The following is a 17,074-nucleotide window of genomic DNA, read 5'->3' as shown; positions in this document are numbered from 1 at the left end:
ACAACCACTTGAGCCCAAGCGCTGGGATACCGCAAGGTCGGCGATATGGAGTCGATCACCGCAGAGGAGGCCTCCGCGGACACTCGCCGGACCCCACCGGGTGGATTAAGCCGGCATAACAGGCAGCATGCGGACGCCGACAGCACCCGGTCGGCGGCGCCCTATGCGAGCGCCCCACCGGTGGGGCAGGTCTACAGGGCCAGCGACAGGCACCCGGCAGCCCCCGCGGACAGACGACAGGCCGCCGACCCGGAACGGGTCGGCGGCCTGTCGTGGTGCGGAGGCGGAGGGGTCAGCGCTCGGCGAAGGGGACGTAGTCCCGCTCGGGAGCACCGACGTAGACCTGCCGCGGACGGCCGATCTTGGTCTCCGGGTCGCTGATCATCTCGCGCCACTGCGCGATCCAGCCGGGGAGCCGGCCGAGCGCGAACAGCACCGTGAACATCTTGGTCGGGAAGCCCATGGCCTTGTAGATCAGGCCGGTGTAGAAGTCCACGTTCGGGTAGAGCCGACGGGAGACGAAGAAGTCGTCGGCGAGCGCGATCTCCTCCAGCTCCATGGCGATGTCCAGCAGCGGGTCCGGCTTGGCCATCCGGCCCAGCACGTCCTGCGCGGCCTTCTTGACGATCGCCGCCCGCGGGTCGTAGTTCTTGTAGACCCGGTGGCCGAAGCCCATCAGCTTGACGCCGTCCTCCTTGTTCTTCACCTTGCGGACGAAGGAGCGGACGTCGTCGTCGCCGGCGTGGATCTGCTGGAGCATCTCCAGCACCGCCTGGTTGGCGCCGCCGTGCAGTGGGCCGAACAGGGCGTTCACGCCGGCGGAGACCGAGGCGAACAGGTTGGCGTTGCTGGAGCCGACCAGGCGGACGGTCGACGTGGAGCAGTTCTGCTCGTGGTCGGCGTGCAGGACGAAGAGCATGTCCAGCACCTTCGACATCACCGGGTCGACCTCGTACGGCTCCGCCGGCACGCCGAAGGTCATCCGCAGCAGGTTGTCCACGTACCCCAGCGAGTTGTCCGGGTACAGCAGCGGCTGCCCGATGGACTTCTTGTACGCGTACGAGGCGATGGTGGGCACCTTCGCCATCAGCCGGACCGTCGAGATCTCCACGTGCTCGGAGTCGAACGGGTCCAGGCTGTCCTGGTAGAAGGTGGACAGAGCGCTCACCGCGGACGAGAGCACCGCCATCGGGTGGGCGTCCCGGGGGAAGCCGTCGAAGAAGCGGCGCATCTCCTCGTGCAGCAGCGAGTGCCGCCGAATCCACTCGGTGAACTCGGTCAGCTGCTGCTCGGTGGGCAGCTCACCGTAGATGAGCAGGTAGGAGACCTCCAGGAAGGAGGACTTCTCGGCCAACTGCTCGATCGGGTATCCCCGGTAACGCAGGATCCCCGCGTCGCCGTCGATGTAGGTGATCGCGGATGAGGCAGCCGCGGTGTTGACGAAACCGGGGTCGTACGTTGTCATCCCGGTTTCTTTCAGCAGCTTGCTCACCCCGATACCGGCGGGGCCCTCGACCGCAGGATGCACCGGCATCGACAGCTGCCCACCGGGGTGATCGAGCTTGACTTCCGTCATGTAATTCCTCGCTTCGCCGGCAGATCTACGTTGAATTGCCTTCGCTTCTACCGTAATTGCGGCCCAGGGGACAACGCCCGCCGTGGTTCGGCGGTGAGGTATGCGTCACCCGATTCCCGACTGGGCCGCCGGGAAACCCCACCTCCCACGGAACGGGACGAAGGCGGAACCGGCGGCACGACCAGGGCCAGGACCAGGCCAGGACGTACCCAGGACCAGGTCAGGACAGCGCGAGACGTCGCAACGAACCGTCCGTGCCGACCTGGAGGACGTCGAGCTGGTTGGTACCGGCGTGGAAGAGCTTGTCGTCGGTGAGCAGCGCGGCGAACCGGCGTCCACCGGGGTCGGGCGGCACCACCGGAACGACGGCCCCGATCCGGCCGTTGACGGCCACCGCCAGGAGTGTGCCGTCCGGGATCCGGTCGGGGACGTCCCCCCAGACGAGCGCCGGGAGGGTGCCGGTGTCCGGGTCCATGGCCTTGAACGCGGCCAGGTCGGCCACCCGGGCGCTGCCGTCGACCGGGCCGGCGCGTACCTCGGTGCCGACCAGGGGGTGCGGCGTCGGCAGGGGCGGCGGGGTGGGCACCCCACCGGGGAAGGTGACGGGTTCGCCGGGACGGTCGTAGAAGTGCTTCGTGCCGTCGGTGCGCGGGGCCTGCCGGGCGGAGCGGCCGTCGACCCGCCAGGGCAGCCGGATGTTGGCGTCGTCGGCCACGGTCGGCAGCAGGTCGACGTGTTCCCAGTTGCGGTCGTCCACCCGGCCGGTCCGCTGCCGGGGTTCCTTGATGAACGTCGGCACCCAGGCGACCTCGCCGGCGGCGGCTTTGATCGCGTCCATGCCCCGGCCCTGGGCCCCCGGGCGGAAGCTGACGCCGTGGTCGGCGGTCACCACGACGAGGGCCTGGTCGTAGAGGCCGCTGGCACGCAGCGTCCGCAGGGTTTCGCCGATCAGCCGGTCGGTGTAGCCGAGTTGGGCGAGGTGCCGCTGGCGGGCCAGGTCGACCCAGCCGGCGCCGTCGTTGGGTAGGTCCTCCGGGGCGTCGTAGCGCGCACCGGACGGCAGGAACGCCCATGGTGAGTGCGGCATCAGCAGGTGCAGGAAGTGCAGGGTGGGTCGGGTCGTCGGCTTCAGCCCGGCCAGGAAGCTGGTGAACCGGGCGGGTTGGTTGTCGTCCAGACTGTCCCAGCGGAACGTCGGGTCGGCCGGCACCGGTTCGGCCGCGTCCAGGCCGGCCTCGGCCCGGGTCTGCTCCCGGTAGGAGTCCTCCGGGTCGACCTGGGTGGCCGTCGGCCCGGTGATCTGGCGGAGCAGTTTTCCGGTCTTGCGGACCAGCACGTCGAGCCCCTGCTCCGGGGTGGCGGGCTGCTCGCAGCGGCTGGGCGGGCACAGCCGGGTGATGCTCTCCTCGGCGCGGATGTCGTAGAGGCCGCCGAAGGCGGTGAAGAGGTTGTCCGGGTACTGCGAGTAGTGCGGGGCGACCGGCCGCGCCGGGTAGCGGCCGGTGAGCATCGCGGGCAGCGCGTTGGGCGTCCACCCGCTGACCCCGGTGGCGTTGCGGTACCAGGTCGACCCGTCGGCTAGCTCGGCGAAGTGCGGGTATTTTGCCGCGTCGATCCGCCCGTCGGTGCCCAGCAGGCTGACCAGTGGCAGTTCGTCGAGGATCAGCATGACCACCGGCGGGTGCACCCCCGTGCCCTGTGCGGTGCCGGCCGCCCCGCCGTCGGTGCGCGGCAGCACCACCGCCGAGGTGGGTGAGGCGAACAGGAAGAGCGCCACGAAGGCCACCGGCCCGGCGGCGGCCAGTCGCAGCACCCGGCCGGGGGCCCGCCACCGCCGGTGTGCGGCCGCGCCGGCCGCGCCGGCCAGACCGGCGACACACAGCAGGGGTACGCCCCGAAGTGGCGTCACGTGTCGGCCCACCTGCACGGCGAGGGCGGCGAGCAGCAGCCCGACCAGCCCGGTGTGGGTGAGGGCGCGGGCGGTCCTGCCCGCGAGTCGGCTGAGCGCGCCGAGCAGTGCCACCGGCATCGTGGGCACCACCGCCACCAGGGCGACCAGGAGCAGGATCTGGGCCGGGTCGGCGCGGTGGAAGAGGAAGAAGTCGGGGCTGCGGCCGAGCACGTCCAGCAGTGGTTGGGTGACCACCAGCCCGACCAGCGCGACCACTTCCAGCAGGCGGGCCACCTCGCCCCGCCAACCCCGGTCCCACCGCTCGCCGGCGGCGGCTGGTTCAGCCACCCATCACCGTCCGGTAGAGCGTGCGGGTGCCCGAGGGCAGCTCCAGCCGGTGGGTGATTCGTCCCCGGGCGGCGAGCAACGCCTCGAAGGTGTCGCGCCGGTAGTCCGGGAAGAGGCCGGCGGGCTTGTTGGCCAACAACCGGGTTGCCATCGGGTCTTCCGGCCCGACGAACTCCACCACGATCGCGCCGCCGGGCGCGGTCAGCCCGGCCAGCCAGTCGATGACCTCCGGCAGCGGCACGTTGCGCCCGATCGCCAGGTGGTGCACCACGGCCAGGGCGAGCACCACGTCGGCGGACGCCCGCTCGGCGAAGCCGGCCCGCTCGACGCCCCGCCAGCCACCACCGGGTGACGGGTCGGCCAGGTCCAGCACCAGTGGCAGGATGCGGCGCTGTCCCTCGGAGCGCAGCTTGCGGTACAGCTCGTCGACCACGGCCGGGTCCTGCTCGACGGCGACCACGTAGTCGGCGTGCCCGACCGCCAACCGGGAGTACCGTCCGTCGTTGGCACCGAGGTCGAGCACCAGGCGGGGGCGGGTGCCGGCGGCCACCGCGGCGGCCACGAACTGTTCCTTCGCCACCCGGTCCCGGACCGAGTAGCCGCAGGTGCGCTGGTAGTCCGACCAGTGGCTCTCCGCCGGGCGATGGTTGAGCCGGCGGACCAGTTTCTCCATGCCGCGTACGGTGGCGAACAGCAACTCCCGGGAGAAGCCGGCGGCCCGCAGTTGGGCGCGTACGTCGGTGGTGCTGGCGGCGGCGTTACGTTGCTGCATCACCCCGTGCAGGTGCAGGTGGGTCAGTACGCCGGGGCGCAGCCGGCGGGCCCCGCCGAACAGCGGTCGCAGCTCGTCGGCTTCGATGCCGTCGACCCGGGCGCGCAGCCACGGCTGGAAGTCGACGCCGAGGTGGGCGGTGAGCATCAGCGGGTAGAGCACGGTCTGGCAGAACTGCCGGTAGCCGGCCCACGGTTCGCCGTCGCGGACCGGCTCGAAGGAGCCGATGTCGATGAAGACCGGCTCCGCGCCGCGCCACTGCAGGTTGTACGCCGAGCCGTCCTTGGTGGTGAAACCGTCGGTGAGGGCGGCGCGGAGGATCTCCAGGTGCAGCAGGGCTGCGTCGCGCAACATGCTGAACGACCACTCGTACGGGTGGGAGACGAACGGGATGCGCTCGTGGCGCAGCACAGCGGCCCACGGGGTCCCGGTCGCGGCGGGCACCAGTGTCGACGGGGCGTCCTCGGTGGCGCAGACCTTGCGCGCGGCGACGAACGCCGGGAAGAACGTGCTGCCGGCGAGTGCCCGCCAGTGCTCGGCGGCCTGCGTGTCCAGCCCGCGCAGCACCTCGTCGCCGACGTGGAAGACGCGGTTGGCCGGGTCGCGGAAGGAGGCCGGCTCGGGCCGTACCTCGGTGGGTGAGATCGCCATCGCCGGGACCAGCCCGCTCACCGCTGGTCGGTGGGTTGCCGGCGGAACCGGTCGACGAGGCGTCGCCAGTAGAGCTTGGCGGCGACTGCGGCGCCGGCCACCCCGCCGACGACCGCCTGCACGATCAGGCTGCCGGATCCCGCGTCCAGGTAGGCCAGATGTTCCACCGATCGCTCCTTGCCCTCGCCCGTCCTGACCCCGGTCCCAGGCGTACACCGATGAGGCTTTTGACCCAGAAAGCCGGACTTGTCCCTCACCGTACGCTGATCGTCATCCGCGTCGCGGGCACATTGCCGGACTCCCAGCCTCGCCACAGAAAGCGACCGGGACACCACTCTGCTCGGTACGCTCCGAACGTGCGCTGGATGATCGTTGACGCGCCGTTGGACTCCTCCGGAGCTGGGCGCGGCGAGGAGCGGGCGCCGGCCGCGCTGCGCCGGGCCGGCCTGTTGGACGCCCTGGCCGCCGAGGACGACGGGCGGGTGGACGAGGCGCGGTTGCGCGACTCGACCCGGGATCCGGCGAGCGGGGTGATCGGCGCCGCCGAGCTGCCCCGGGCCGGTGCGGCCGTCAGCGCCCGGGTCGCCGCGTTGATCTCCGATGGCCACCGGCCGCTGGTGCTCGGCGGGGACTGCGCGATCCTGCCCGGCATCTGCCGGGCCCTGCCCCCGACGACGGAGCTGTGGTTCGTCGACGCCCACCCGGATTTCCTCGACGGGGTGACCTCGCCGACCGGCGAGGCCGCCGACATGGACCTGTCGGTGGTCACCGGGCACGGCCCCGCCGCCGCCGTCGGGCCGGACGACGCGCTGCTCGACCCGAACCGCGTACACCTGCTCGGGCACCGCCCGCCCACCGACGAGAGCAGCCGGGTCGAAGCGGCCCGGATCGACCCGGCGATCCACCAGCTGCCGGCCGTCGAGGTGTTGCGCCGAGGCGCGGCGGCGGTCGGCGCGGGCCTGGTCGCTGGCGGGGACGGGCCGGCCTGGCTGCACCTCGACCTGGACGTGGTGGACCCACGCGACCTGCCGGCGGTGACCTACCCCGAGCCGGACGGGCTGCGCTGGGCGGACCTGATCGCGCTGGTCACTCCCCTGGCCCGCGCCGATCGGCTGCTCGGGATGAGCGTGACAGACCTGAACACCGACGAGGACCCCGACGGGCGCCACACGCGACGCGTGGTCGAGGTCCTCGCCCAGGTGCTCGGCGACTGAGCGTCGGCAGGCTCGGGCTGGCGCGACGCCGTGCGCCGACTATGCGTCAGCTGTGGGATTGGGCAACCGGACGGTGAACACGGTCCGGCCGGGCTGGCTGTCCACCCGGACAGTGCCGTGGTGGGCCTCCACGACCGCCGCGACGATCGCCAGGCCGAGGCCGGTGCTGCCGTGCGTCCGGGACCGGGAGCTGTCGCCGCGGGCGAACCGCTCGAACATCTCCGGTTGCAACTGGGCCGGCACCCCGGGCCCGTCGTCGGCGACGGTGAGCACGGCGCTGTCGCCGTCGACGGCCAGCGTGGTGGTGACCGTGCTGCCGGGCGGGGTGTGCACCCGGGCGTTGGCCAGAAGGTTCGCCACCACCTGGTGCAGTCGGGCGGCGTCGCCGGGCACTCGGATCGCCACCTCGGGCAGACCGAGCTGCCAGCGGTGTTCGGGGCCGGCGACGTGCGCGTCGCTGACCGCGTCCACCACCAGGGCGGTCAGGTCGACCGGGTCCACCGCGAGCGGCCGACCGGAGTCCAGCCGGGCCAGCAGCAGCAAATCGTCGACGAGGCTGGTCATCCGGGTGCTCTCCGACTCCACCCGGCGCAGCGCGTGGGCCACGTCGGTGGGTACCTCGTCGCGGCCGCGCCGGGCCACCTCGGCGTAGCCGCGGATCGCGGCGAGGGGCGTGCGCAACTCGTGGCTGGCGTCGGCGACGAACTGGCGTACCCGGGTCTCGCTGGCCTGCCGGGCGGACAGCGCGTCGGCGACGTGGCCCAGCATCCGGTTCAGTGCCGCGCCGACCTGGCCGACCTCGGTTCGCGGGTCGGTGTCGGCGGCCGGAACCCGGACGGCGAGCGCCACCTCGCCACGGTCCAGGGGCAGCTCGGTGACCCGGGTGGCGGTGGCGGCCACCCGGTTGAGCGGGCGCAGCGTGGCCCGCACGATCAGCGCGCCGGCAGCGCCCGCGAGAAGCAGCCCGACGGCGGCCACCCCGGCCTGCGCGGCGAGTTGCCGCTGGACGGTCTCCCGCACTCCGGCCAGCGGGATCGCGATGACGCGTACCCTGCCGTCCCAGTACTGCCGGGCCACGGCCCGGTAGTCGCCGCGGGCGCCGAGGTCGACGGTGCGTGGTTCGGCACCGACCGGCAGGCCCGCCAGGGTGGCGACCTCCTCCACCGGGACGGCCTGCTCGTCGGGGAACGGGTCGTCGCTGGACGGGCTGCTGGTCAGCGTCCGCGCGCTCGTCACCTGACCGTTGGTGATCACGGCGACCACCGTGCCGGAGGGCGACCCCGGTGGGATGGCGGGTCCGTTGCCGGGGAAGGCCGGCCGCCCCGGGCGTTCACCCCGCATGACCGTCGCGGGGGCCAGTTGGGCATCGAGCCGGTCGATCAGGAAGTGCCGCAGCGCCACGGTGGTGATGCCACCGATGGCGACGCTGACCAACGCCAGCAGCGCGAGAAGGGCGAACACCAATCGGGTACGCAGCGAGCGGCCGGCCAGCCAGCGGCGGGCGGCGCGCATCGGGCGGCGCTTACTCGGCGGGCTTGAGGACATAGCCCGCACCACGCAACGTGTGAATCATCGGTGCCCGGCCGGCGTCGATCTTCTTGCGTAGGTACGAGATGTACAGCTCCACCACGTTGGCCTGACCCCCGAAGTCGTAGTTCCACACCCGGTCGAGGATCTGCGCCTTGCTCAGCACCCGGCGGGGGTTGCGCATCAGAAAGCGCAGCAACTCGAACTCCGTCGCGGTGAGGGTGATCAGTTGGCCGTCGCGGCGTACCTCGTGGCTGTCCTCGTCGAGGCTGAGGTCACCGACGGTGAGGATCGCGTCCTCCCGGGCGGCGACCGCGAAGCCGGAGCGCCGCAACAGCGCGCGCAGCCGGGCGATCACCTCCTCCAGGCTGAACGGCTTGGTGACGTAGTCGTCGCCACCGACGGTCAGCCCGGCGATGCGTTCCTCGACCGCGTCGCGGGCGGTCAGGAAGAGCACCGGCACGGTGGGGGCGTGCTCGCGCAGCCGGCGCAGCACCTGGAAGCCGTCCAGGTCGGGCAGCATCACGTCGAGCACCACGGCGTCCGGCTGGAACTGCCGTGCGGCGCTCAACGCCGTCATGCCGTTGCCGGCGCTGCGCACCTGCCAGCCCTCGTAGCGCAGCGCCATCGACAGCAGGTCGGTGAGCGTCGGTTCGTCGTCGACCACCAGCACCCGGACGGGTTCGCCGTCGGGGCGCAGCAGCTCGATCCAGCTCGGCGCGGCCTGCCCGTTCGTGACCATGCCCCCCATCGTGGCCGCGACGCCTGTGCCACGCCCCTGCGGGAGCTGTGTGCCGGCTGTGCGGCCGGCCCGCCGCCCCACCGGTCAGCCCAGCCTCGTCGTCACTCGGACACCCCGTACGCGTCGGTCCGCACGAACCGCATGCTCCAGCCGCCCGCGTCGTCGGGCCGGTCGCGTTCGTAGAGGTGGTCGGGGCCGGGCTGCACCGGCCCGGTGCCATCCGGGTGCCGCATGATCCAACGTTGTGGTGGGGTGCCGTCGGAGCTGGCCGGCAGCAGCCGGACCAGGCCGTCCGCCGGCCCGCCGACGAAGCGTACGGTGACCTCGCCCATCGCGGCGCCCCCTGCGGTGACGGTGCCGGCACAATCGGTGACACCGGCTCTGGCTCGCAAGCTACCGCACCCGTCGTCGCGCCGCAGCGAGGTGCGCCGGGCCGGTGCGCTGTCGGTTTGCCCAGCTCGGAGCTCGGGTACCGCGACGGGAGCACCCGCTCTCGGCGGGACGAGGGCGAGGAGCGGGCGATGCGCACACTGGACGGGCGGTATCAGCTCGAGCAGCGCATCGGCGTGGGCGGGATGTCCGAGGTGTGGCGGGCGCACGACCAGGTGTTGGACCGGCCGGTCGCGGTGAAGCTCATCCTCCCCGGCCCCGACGATCAGGACGGCCCGGAGGACCGGATCCGCGCGGAGGCCCGCTCGGCAGCCCGCCTCGTGCACCCGAACGTGGCGAGCGTGCACGACTTCGGCACCGCCTCGACCTGGTCGGGCCGCCCGGCGCCGTACATCGTGATGGAGCTGGCCGAGGGTGAGACGCTCGCCGCGCACCTGCGGGCCGGGCCGCTGGACTGGCGGATCTCCGTACGGGTCTGCGCGGAGGTCGCCGCGGCACTCGCCGCCGCCCACGCGGAGGGCATCGTGCACCGGGACGTCAAGCCCGCCAACGTCATGCTCACCCCGTCGGGGGTGAAGGTGCTCGACTTCGGCATCGCCACCCCCGCCGGCGCGGCGGACCCGACACCGACCGGAACGGTGTTGGGCACCCCGGCGTACCTGGCGCCCGAGCAGTTGCAGAGGGCGCCGGCCACCCCCGCCGCCGACATGTACGCCCTCGGCGTGCTGCTCTACTACTGCCTCACCGCCCGTCTGCCGTACCACGCGGCCACCACCAACGAACTGCTCGGCGTACGCCGTCGTCAGCCACCGGAGCCGCTGCCCGAGATCGACGGGCTGCCGTCGGAGGTGGCCGAGCTGTGCCACTCCTGCCTCGCCGACGATCCTGAGCAGCGCCCGACCAGCATGGTCGCGGCGCTGGTGCTGGCCGAGGCCGTGGACGCCCGGGTATATGTGCCGATGATGATCCCGACGAGCCGCCGGCCGGCCACGGTGTCGCCGTGGACCGACCAGGCCGCCGCGGAGGCGACCGAGGCGGTCGCGGTGCTCGACGAGTCGAACCGGGTCGCCGAGCGCTGACAGTCCGGTCCGCGGCGTTTCCACCGGGGGCCAGCGTTCCGCCGGTCCGCGGCGTTCCGCGGGGTGGCGGCGTTTCGCGGGGTGGCTGCCGGGTAGCCGACCCGGTGAGCGACGGGAGAAACGCGATGCCGGATCAGAGTTCCTGGCTGCGTGAGGCCACAGCGACCGCCGAGGGCGGTCACGTACGCACCGACGATGGTGGGCTCTCCACCGCGCTGGCTTCGCCGCTGGCCCCGCACTGCACCGGGTTGACGCCGGAACAGTTGCTGGCCGCGGCCTTCGCCTCCTGCCTGCATCATGCGGCGGTGGAGGTGGCCGGGGAGATCACCGACGAGGCGCACACCGTCCAGGTACGGGCGGAGGCGAAGCTGGGGCGCGACAACGACGGGCGGTACCGGGCCGACGTGCACGCGGAGATCTCCTCGGCCGGCCTGAGCAGAGATCAGCTGGCCGACCTGGTCGAGTACGCCGACCGGCTCTGGCCCTTCTCCAGCGGCGACACCAGCCGACACCGCCTGACCGTCACGCCGGCGGAGAACGGCCGACACTGAGATCCGGCCCGCCAAGTCCCCCGCCGCCCAGCGCAACCACCCACCCGGCGCAAGCCGCCCGCCCGACGCGAGCCAGCCAGCCTCCGCCCCCGGCGCAGCCACCATCCGCCCGCCCGGCGCTAGATCAACTCCGTGTCGCCGACGTTGCGGTATCCGCGTCCCGGGATAGCGCGATGTCGCCGATATGGAGTTGATCTGCTCGACATCACGGCACCGGCGGAGCGAGTAGACCGTGTGAGCGACGCGCAGTCGGCCGTTTGGCTGAGGTTACATCCGGCCGAACGGCCGACCCCCCAGGAAGCGACGGAAGGTCGGTTCAGGGCGCGGCCGGGCGACCGTATTCACCCGGCGAATCGGGAATAACGGTTGGGACCGTTCCGCGAGGTTGGTCAGACTCACGCCACTTTTGCCCCTCGAAGTCACCATGATCGGGGCAAATTGTGGCGCATGCCACCGCGCGGGCCGATGGCATCGACCAGTCAGCTCTTTAACCTCGGCGAGTGCACCCCGACGACCCCGACGACCAGAAGCTGACCAACGCGCGCCCGACCACCCTTCTGGGCGACGCCGCATCAACCGAACGGACGATAGGCCGTCACCGCGCCCCGGAACCGCCCCGGCGGCCCCTGCTGGGCTCGACCCCGGTCCGGGTGGCCCTGGCCACCGGTGTCACCTGCTGCCTCAGCCTCGTCGCGGTCGCCACCGCCCGCGGCAGCGAGGACACCCCGCGCACGGTGGAGCCGCTCGCCGAGGCGGTGGCCGACCGTGCCAACATCGCCGATGAGCGCGCCTCCCGGTCGCTGGACCGCGAGGCCGCCCCCGCACGGATCCTGCCCAGCCCGACGGCCACGCCCACGCCCGCCCATACCGCCGCGCCCAAGGCACCCAAGAAGCCCGTCAAGCCACGCCGACCCCGACCGGTCGCCGGCCTCGACCAGGCCCAGATGGACAACGCGAAGATCATCGTGGACGTCGGCCTGGAGATGAAGATGCCGCGCCGCGCCCTGGTGGTGGCACTGTCCACCGCCATGCAGGAGAGCAACCTCTACAACCTGGCCAGCGCGGTACTCCCAGAGTCGTTCGAGTACGCGAACCAGGGCAGCGGCTCCGACCACGACTCGGTCGGGTTGTTCCAGCAGCGACCCAGCAGCGGCTGGGGGACGGTGGCCCAGCTGATGCGCCCGTCGTACGCCGCACGGGCCTTCTACAGCGCCCTCAACGAGATCCCGGGCTGGCAGGACATGAGCGTCACCGCGGCCGCCCAGGCCGTGCAGATCTCCGCCTACCCCGACGCGTACGCCCAGCACGAGGATCGGGCGACCACCGTCGTAGCGGCGCTCACCACCTGAGCAGGGCGCCCGCCAGCGTCAGCGACGGCCGGGCGGAGGTTCCGCGCCCGCGTCCAGCCCGCCGACTCCCACCCGGCTGTCCGGTACGCCGGCAGCCGCGGTCGGGGTGTCGGCCGGTACCTGATCCAGTGTCACCTGGTTGAGGATCTCGTCCACCCGCGCCTCGCGCCGCCGCCGGGCGTACAGCGCCGCCTCGAAGTCGCGCCGGGCCTGCACGGCCTCCGCGTACGCCCGCTCCCGCACCTGCCGTGCCTCCTCGCGGGCCTCGTCCAGCGCGACCCGGGCCTGGGCCAGGATGTCGGCTGCCGCACGCCGCACCGGGTCACCGGCGTACCGGCCGGCGGCGGCGTCGCCAAGATCCAGCCGCTGCAGGAGCCCGCTGAGCCAGGCCGCCTCCTGGCGGATCTCGTCCCACTCGCGGGTAGCTCCCGCGGCGCCCTCGGCCCGCGCCGCGAGCCGGGACAACCGGATCCCCAACTCGTCCAGGCAGGAATCCACCTGCCGCTGGTCGTAACCGGTCTCAACGACGGAGAACCTCATACTGTCGCCCCCAGGCAGCTGCTGTTACTTCCCCACCTGGATCCTCGGCCGCGTCCGCGACCACCGAGGGGGTTCGGGAAAAATGTTCAGCATGCGCGCGTGGGGCGCGGGTCAGACCCGCTTGGGCAGCACGACCACCCGGCCGAAGAACTCGTCGATGCGGCGAACCACGTCGTTGAAGTCGTCCAGGTCGATCGGCTTGGTGACGTAGGCGTTGGCCTGCAGCGTGTAGCTGCCGACGATGTCGGTGTCGGCGTTGGACGTGGTCAGCACGACGATCGGGATGGTGCGCAGATCCTCGTCCTGCTTCACCGCGCCGAGCACCTGCCGACCGTCCATCCGCGGCATGTTCAGGTCGAGCAGGATCACGTCCGGCCGGCGGGCCTGCTCGTGCCGGCCCTCGGCGCGGAGGAACTCCATCGCCTCCTCGCCGTCACTGACCACGTCGATGACCTTGTCGACGTCGGAGTCGGCCAACGCCTCCTCGATCATGAGCACGTCGCCCGGGTCGTCGTCGACCACCAGGATGCGTACCGGCTGTGGGCTGTCTGCGCCCATCACTACCTGCCTCGGGGTCGGCGGGGACGGGACCGGACGGTCACCGCGTTGGCGGGGAAATCTAGCCCATCACGAAGCACTGCGGGACGCGGGGTCGACCGACTCAGGTTCGTAGCGCAACACCTCGGCCAGGCCGGTCACCCGCAACACCCGCTCGACACGGCCGTGGGCGCCGGTGAGCCGGAGCCAGCCTCCGGCAGCCGCCGCCTGATTGTCCCCCCGGACGAACACGGCCATCCCGGTGGAGTCGCAGAACGTGAGGTCGGTGAGGTCGAGCAGCACCCGGGTCTCGCCGGCGGCGGTGAGCCCGTCGATCGCGGCGCTCAGCTCGGGGGCGCTGCTCAGGTCCAGCTCGCCCGCGAGCCGCAGGCGGGCGCCGCCGTCGTCGCGTTCGACGTAGCTGACGCTGAACGTCACCGTTCTCCCCCTCGCTCCACCCACGGGTGGGACGTTTGCAGTGCGGCAAGTATACGCAGGGGCGCCCCGGGAACCGCAGGGCGCGGTGATCGACAACGGGCCGGCGGGTGGGCGTTCAGGGGCCGGCGGCAGGCAGCGCGGCGCACCCCAGGGCCAGCACACGCCCCGCCCGGGGGAAATCACGCAGCGCGACGGAAAAGTGCTCCAGGGAGTGAGCGACGGCCCCGGCGGGCACCTCCCGACTCAGCAGGATCCCCGACAGCCACTCGACGAACTCGGTGAACAGCGAGGCGTCGTCGACGTAGACCGCTGCGGCCAGGAAGTCCACGATGTGACCCAGGTCGCTCACGGTCGAGTCGAGCTGCGTCGCGGTGTAGCCCCGCGCCGACGGCACCCGCTCGAGCACGTCCGCCAGGGCGCCGTCGATCAACTCGCCACGACGCCGCACCAGGCTCGCGTACTCGTCGTCGGCCAGGTGGGCGAGCCGTGCCGACGGCACCCCGCGCAGCGCCCGCTCGTCGGCGATCAGCTCAGCCGCCGAGGGCGCGTCGGGCGCCCACGCCACACCAAGCCGAGCCGCCCACCGACCATCCACCCCGAACCCGCGCCCACCGACCACCACCGGCACGTCCGAGCGGCGGCACGCCTCGATCATCCGGTGGGCGTACGGCAGCCGCATCGGCAGCGCGCACGCCAACGCGACCGCGTGCGCGTCGTAGCGGTGCAGGTACGACACGAGGTGTGCCGCGGGCACGCTGGCGCCCAGGAAGGTCACCTGCCAGCCGCGCAACCGCAGCACCTCGGCCACCAGCCGGGGCGGCAGCGCGTGCCACTCGCCGTCCATGCAGGCGACCACGACTCGCCCGCCGGTGGGGCGCGGGTTGGCGTGCGCGGCCACCGCCGCCACCACCTGCTCACTGATGTGGGTGGCCGCGTGCTCCTGGGCGACGCTCCACTCGTTGCGCGCCCACCGCTCGCCCACCTCGACCTGGGCGGGCGCGACCAGGTCGAGCAGCACCCGCTCCGCCGGCACGCCCGCGTCGAGCAGGCCGGTCGCCAGGTCGATCGCGCCGTACTCGTCGGCGTCGGCGAGGCAGTCCAGATAGCCGACGTAGGCGTCGGTCGGGTCGGCGGCGGCCGTGGCGGTGCTCACGCGTCGGTCTCCTCCTGCTGGTCGGGGTCGGCCGGCGTGGGCACCGAGTGCAGGTGCCGCGACTCGCGCCCGCTCGGGCCGGTCGCCCGCAGCGCCAGCACCGCGATGTCGTCGTGGTCGCCGTGCGCCAACCAGTCGCAGGTGATCTGCTCGACCCGCTCGGCCAGGGCCGGCGCTGGCATCCGTTGGCAGCCGCTCAACGCGGTGACCAGCCGTTCTGTGCCGAACTGCTCGTCGCCGCGACGGCCACCTCGGGCCTCGGTCACCCCGTCGCTGTAGAGCAGGCAGGTCTCGCCGGGTGCCAGCCGCACGGTCACCTCGCCGACGCGGGGGTCGGGCACCACCCCGATCAGCATGCCCCGCAGCGGCACCGACTCCACCTCGCCGGAGGCGCGCAGCACCAGCGGCGGCAGGTGCCCGCCGCCGGCCAGGGTGAGGGTGAGGCCCCCGTCGCGCTGTGGGCGGGCCACGCCGAGCACGATCGTGGCGAAGCGGCCCTGGCCGTGCGCCTGGGTCGTCTCCAGCAACGCGTCGTTGAGCAGCCGCAGCAGACGGCCGGGGTGCGACTCCAACCGGTGCAACGCCTGCAGGCACTGACGTAACTGGCCGGTCAGGACGGCCGCCTCGACGCCCTTGCCCGACACGTCGCCGAGGAAGAACACCGAACCCCCGTCGGCGAGCCGGTGCGAGCCGTAGAAGTCGCCTCCGATGCGCAGTCCCGCCTGCGCCGGCCGGTACGCGGTGCCCCACTGCACGCCTGCGGCTTCGGCCGGCTCGACCGGCAACAGGCTGGCCTGGAGGGTGTCGGCGACCTCCGCCTGGTCGCGGTAGAGCAGGGCGGTGGTCAACGCCGCTCCGGCGCGGGCCGTGAACGCGCGGATCAGCTCCACGTCGGCCTCGTCGTACCAGCCGGTGGCGCGGCGGGCGACCAGCAGCACACCGACCGGAGCGTCACGGCCGGGCAGCGGGACGACCCGGGCGGCGCTGCCGGCGAGGCCGGGCAGCAGACCGGCGTCGATCGCCTGCTCGACCAACCAGTCCACCGCGTGCGGTTCGATCCCGGTCAGCCCGTCGGCGACGGCGGCGGGCAGCTCGGCGGCGGCCAGGGCGCCGCTGTCCACCATCGGCGTTTCGTCGTCGGCGCGCGAGGCCCGCCACCAACGGGCCCGACCGGCGCGCGGGGCGAGGACCAGCACGGCCACCTCGGCCAGGGTCGGCACGGCGAGTCGGACGACTGCGGCGGCGGCCCGGTCGGGGTGCAGGGGGTTGCCCAGCTTGTCACCGACCACGGCCAGAAAGGCCGAGCGTGCCCGTTCGGCGAGCAGCGCGTCGGCGCGGCCGACGCTGTCGGTGACGTCCTCGACGTACCAGCAGCAGCGGGCGCCGGAGAGGGGCACCTGGCGGGCGGTGAGCCGCCGGCCGCGATAGCTGAAGCCGCCGGCGTTGCCGTCGCTCAGGCCGGGCACACCGGCCGCGCTGAGCAGCTCGCCGGGCGTCACGCCGGGCAGTAACCGCTCGGCCACCGGGCTGACGTGCCGGACGACGCCGGTGGCGTCACAGACCACCAGGCCCTCACGGAAGTGCTCGACGACCTCGAACAGGTCGGGTGCGGCAGAACCCCGGTCGGAGGGCACCGGCGGGAGGTCGGCGGTGGGGTGGGGCGGGAGGTCGGCGGACCACGCCGGAGGCCGTGTCGTGCTCGGCGTCGAGTGCCGTCCATCGCCCGGGTCCCAGTCCCTGACGTCGGAAGCAGTCACCAGCTGAGCCTCACTCCTTGTCATCCACCCGAACCCGTGCCGGAACCGGCGTCTATGGTCAAAACTCTCCAGCCCACCCTACGCGCGTACCGGGACAGCGGCATCTCCGCGCCGCTGGCGGTGGCGCCGGGCGACCACCCTCCGTACGCGCCGTCGCCCCCAAGTTGCGCCTACACGTCCGACTGGCAACATGGTGGGATGTCCGACCAGTTGTTGACCATCGAGGCAACCCGGCTCGATGCTGGGCACGTCCGACTACGGCTGGCTGGCGAGCTCGACTACGACACCGCGCCCGACCTGGTCGCCGCGGCGGCCGACCTGCGCGGCGACGAGCAGGTGCTGATCGACCTGACCGGCGTGACCCTCTGCGACTCCTCCGGGCTCAGCGCCCTGCTGGTAGTGCACCGCTCCGCCGGGGCGATCCGGCTGACCGGGGTCGGCCGACACCTGCAGCGGTTGCTGGATCGCACGGGTCTGACCGAGTTGCTGGCCGTGGAGTATGCCGCCGACGACCTGCGCGCCATCGGCTGAGCAGGGACGCGGGTCCGGGATCGCGCAC

General features: G+C 72.7%; 17 protein-coding genes. 5 read left to right on the top strand and 12 right to left on the bottom strand.

Annotated elements, in window-relative coordinates:
• Positions 1–292 precede the first annotated feature (292 nt).
• The 4 genes from C7C45_RS28155 to C7C45_RS34245 all read right to left on the bottom strand — a co-directional run bounded on the left by C7C45_RS28155 (position 293) and on the right by C7C45_RS34245 (position 5,405).
• Entirely contained in the window at positions 293–1,576 is a 1,284-nt protein-coding gene (locus tag C7C45_RS28155) for a citrate synthase (RefSeq protein WP_110567066.1), read from the bottom strand.
• A 220-nt stretch (positions 1,577–1,796) separates the two neighbouring features.
• The gene (locus C7C45_RS28150; RefSeq protein WP_110567064.1) at positions 1,797–3,815 is read right to left on the bottom strand and encodes a sulfatase-like hydrolase/transferase; all 2,019 of its coding nucleotides are present in this window, start codon (positions 3,813–3,815) and stop codon (positions 1,797–1,799) included.
• Positions 3,808–5,238: a class I SAM-dependent methyltransferase gene (locus tag C7C45_RS28145; protein WP_110567075.1), complete on the bottom strand. Its 1,431-nt coding sequence runs from the start codon at positions 5,236–5,238 to the stop codon at positions 3,808–3,810. The genes C7C45_RS28150 and C7C45_RS28145 overlap by 8 nt, the downstream gene beginning before the upstream one ends.
• Before the next feature lie 17 nt (positions 5,239–5,255).
• Positions 5,256–5,405 (bottom strand): hypothetical protein, encoded by a 150-nt coding sequence (locus C7C45_RS34245; protein ID WP_165947858.1) that lies wholly within the window; start codon positions 5,403–5,405, stop codon positions 5,256–5,258.
• Positions 5,406–5,603: 198 nt separating this feature from the next.
• On the opposite strand from C7C45_RS34245, the gene C7C45_RS28140 reads away from it, so the two are divergent.
• A complete protein-coding gene (locus C7C45_RS28140; protein ID WP_167454854.1) occupies positions 5,604–6,452 on the top strand; it encodes an arginase family protein in 849 nt (282 codons plus the stop codon).
• Positions 6,453–6,491: 39 nt separating this feature from the next.
• On the opposite strand, the gene C7C45_RS28135 is transcribed toward C7C45_RS28140, so the two are convergent.
• The 3 genes from C7C45_RS28135 to C7C45_RS28125 all read right to left on the bottom strand — a co-directional run bounded on the left by C7C45_RS28135 (position 6,492) and on the right by C7C45_RS28125 (position 9,053).
• The gene (locus C7C45_RS28135) at positions 6,492–7,997 is read right to left on the bottom strand and encodes a sensor histidine kinase (protein WP_110567060.1); all 1,506 of its coding nucleotides are present in this window, start codon (positions 7,995–7,997) and stop codon (positions 6,492–6,494) included.
• Complete coding sequence (locus C7C45_RS28130; protein ID WP_110567058.1) at positions 7,975–8,721, bottom strand: response regulator transcription factor; 747 nt, start codon at positions 8,719–8,721, stop codon at positions 7,975–7,977. Before C7C45_RS28130 ends, C7C45_RS28135 begins: the two co-directional genes overlap by 23 nt.
• A 101-nt stretch (positions 8,722–8,822) precedes the next feature.
• Positions 8,823–9,053, bottom strand: coding sequence for a hypothetical protein (locus C7C45_RS28125; protein ID WP_110567056.1), 231 nt, complete (start codon positions 9,051–9,053; stop codon positions 8,823–8,825).
• 189 nt (positions 9,054–9,242) lie between these two features.
• Here C7C45_RS28125 and C7C45_RS28120 point away from each other — a divergent pair, with 189 nt between their 5' ends.
• From C7C45_RS28120 to C7C45_RS28110, 3 genes are all read left to right on the top strand, one after another.
• Positions 9,243–10,190 (top strand): serine/threonine-protein kinase, encoded by a 948-nt coding sequence (locus C7C45_RS28120; RefSeq protein WP_110567073.1) that lies wholly within the window; start codon positions 9,243–9,245, stop codon positions 10,188–10,190.
• Positions 10,191–10,315: 125 nt separating this feature from the next.
• Positions 10,316–10,741, top strand: a complete 426-nt coding sequence (locus C7C45_RS28115; protein WP_110567054.1) for an OsmC family protein — start codon at positions 10,316–10,318, stop codon at positions 10,739–10,741.
• Positions 10,742–11,241: 500 nt separating this feature from the next.
• Positions 11,242–12,090: a hypothetical protein gene (locus tag C7C45_RS28110; protein WP_167454853.1), complete on the top strand. Its 849-nt coding sequence runs from the start codon at positions 11,242–11,244 to the stop codon at positions 12,088–12,090.
• 18 nt (positions 12,091–12,108) lie between these two features.
• On the opposite strand, the gene C7C45_RS28105 is transcribed toward C7C45_RS28110, so the two are convergent.
• From C7C45_RS28105 to C7C45_RS28085, 5 genes are all read right to left on the bottom strand, one after another.
• Positions 12,109–12,630, bottom strand: a complete 522-nt coding sequence (locus tag C7C45_RS28105; RefSeq protein ID WP_110567052.1) for an ATPase — start codon at positions 12,628–12,630, stop codon at positions 12,109–12,111.
• 111 nt (positions 12,631–12,741) lie between these two features.
• A complete protein-coding gene (locus C7C45_RS28100) occupies positions 12,742–13,188 on the bottom strand; it encodes a response regulator (RefSeq protein WP_110567050.1) in 447 nt (148 codons plus the stop codon).
• 69 nt (positions 13,189–13,257) lie between these two features.
• The gene (locus C7C45_RS28095) at positions 13,258–13,605 is read right to left on the bottom strand and encodes an STAS domain-containing protein (protein WP_110567048.1); all 348 of its coding nucleotides are present in this window, start codon (positions 13,603–13,605) and stop codon (positions 13,258–13,260) included.
• A 115-nt stretch (positions 13,606–13,720) separates the two neighbouring features.
• Entirely contained in the window at positions 13,721–14,758 is a 1,038-nt protein-coding gene (locus C7C45_RS28090; protein ID WP_110567047.1) for a cobalamin B12-binding domain-containing protein, read from the bottom strand.
• Positions 14,755–16,515 (bottom strand): PP2C family protein-serine/threonine phosphatase, encoded by a 1,761-nt coding sequence (locus tag C7C45_RS28085; RefSeq protein WP_110567045.1) that lies wholly within the window; start codon positions 16,513–16,515, stop codon positions 14,755–14,757. The genes C7C45_RS28090 and C7C45_RS28085 overlap by 4 nt, the downstream gene beginning before the upstream one ends.
• A 198-nt stretch (positions 16,516–16,713) precedes the next feature.
• On the opposite strand from C7C45_RS28085, the gene C7C45_RS28080 reads away from it, so the two are divergent.
• Positions 16,714–17,046, top strand: a complete 333-nt coding sequence (locus tag C7C45_RS28080; protein ID WP_110567043.1) for an STAS domain-containing protein — start codon at positions 16,714–16,716, stop codon at positions 17,044–17,046.
• Positions 17,047–17,074: the final 28 nt, after the last annotated feature.

Origin of the sequence: Micromonospora arborensis, assembly GCF_003205615.1 — a bacterium.
GTDB classification, from domain to species: Bacteria; Actinomycetota; Actinomycetes; order Mycobacteriales; family Micromonosporaceae; genus Micromonospora; species Micromonospora arborensis.
Note: the sequence above shows the minus strand (reverse complement) of the source record. Positions and strands in the feature narration are given on the sequence as shown.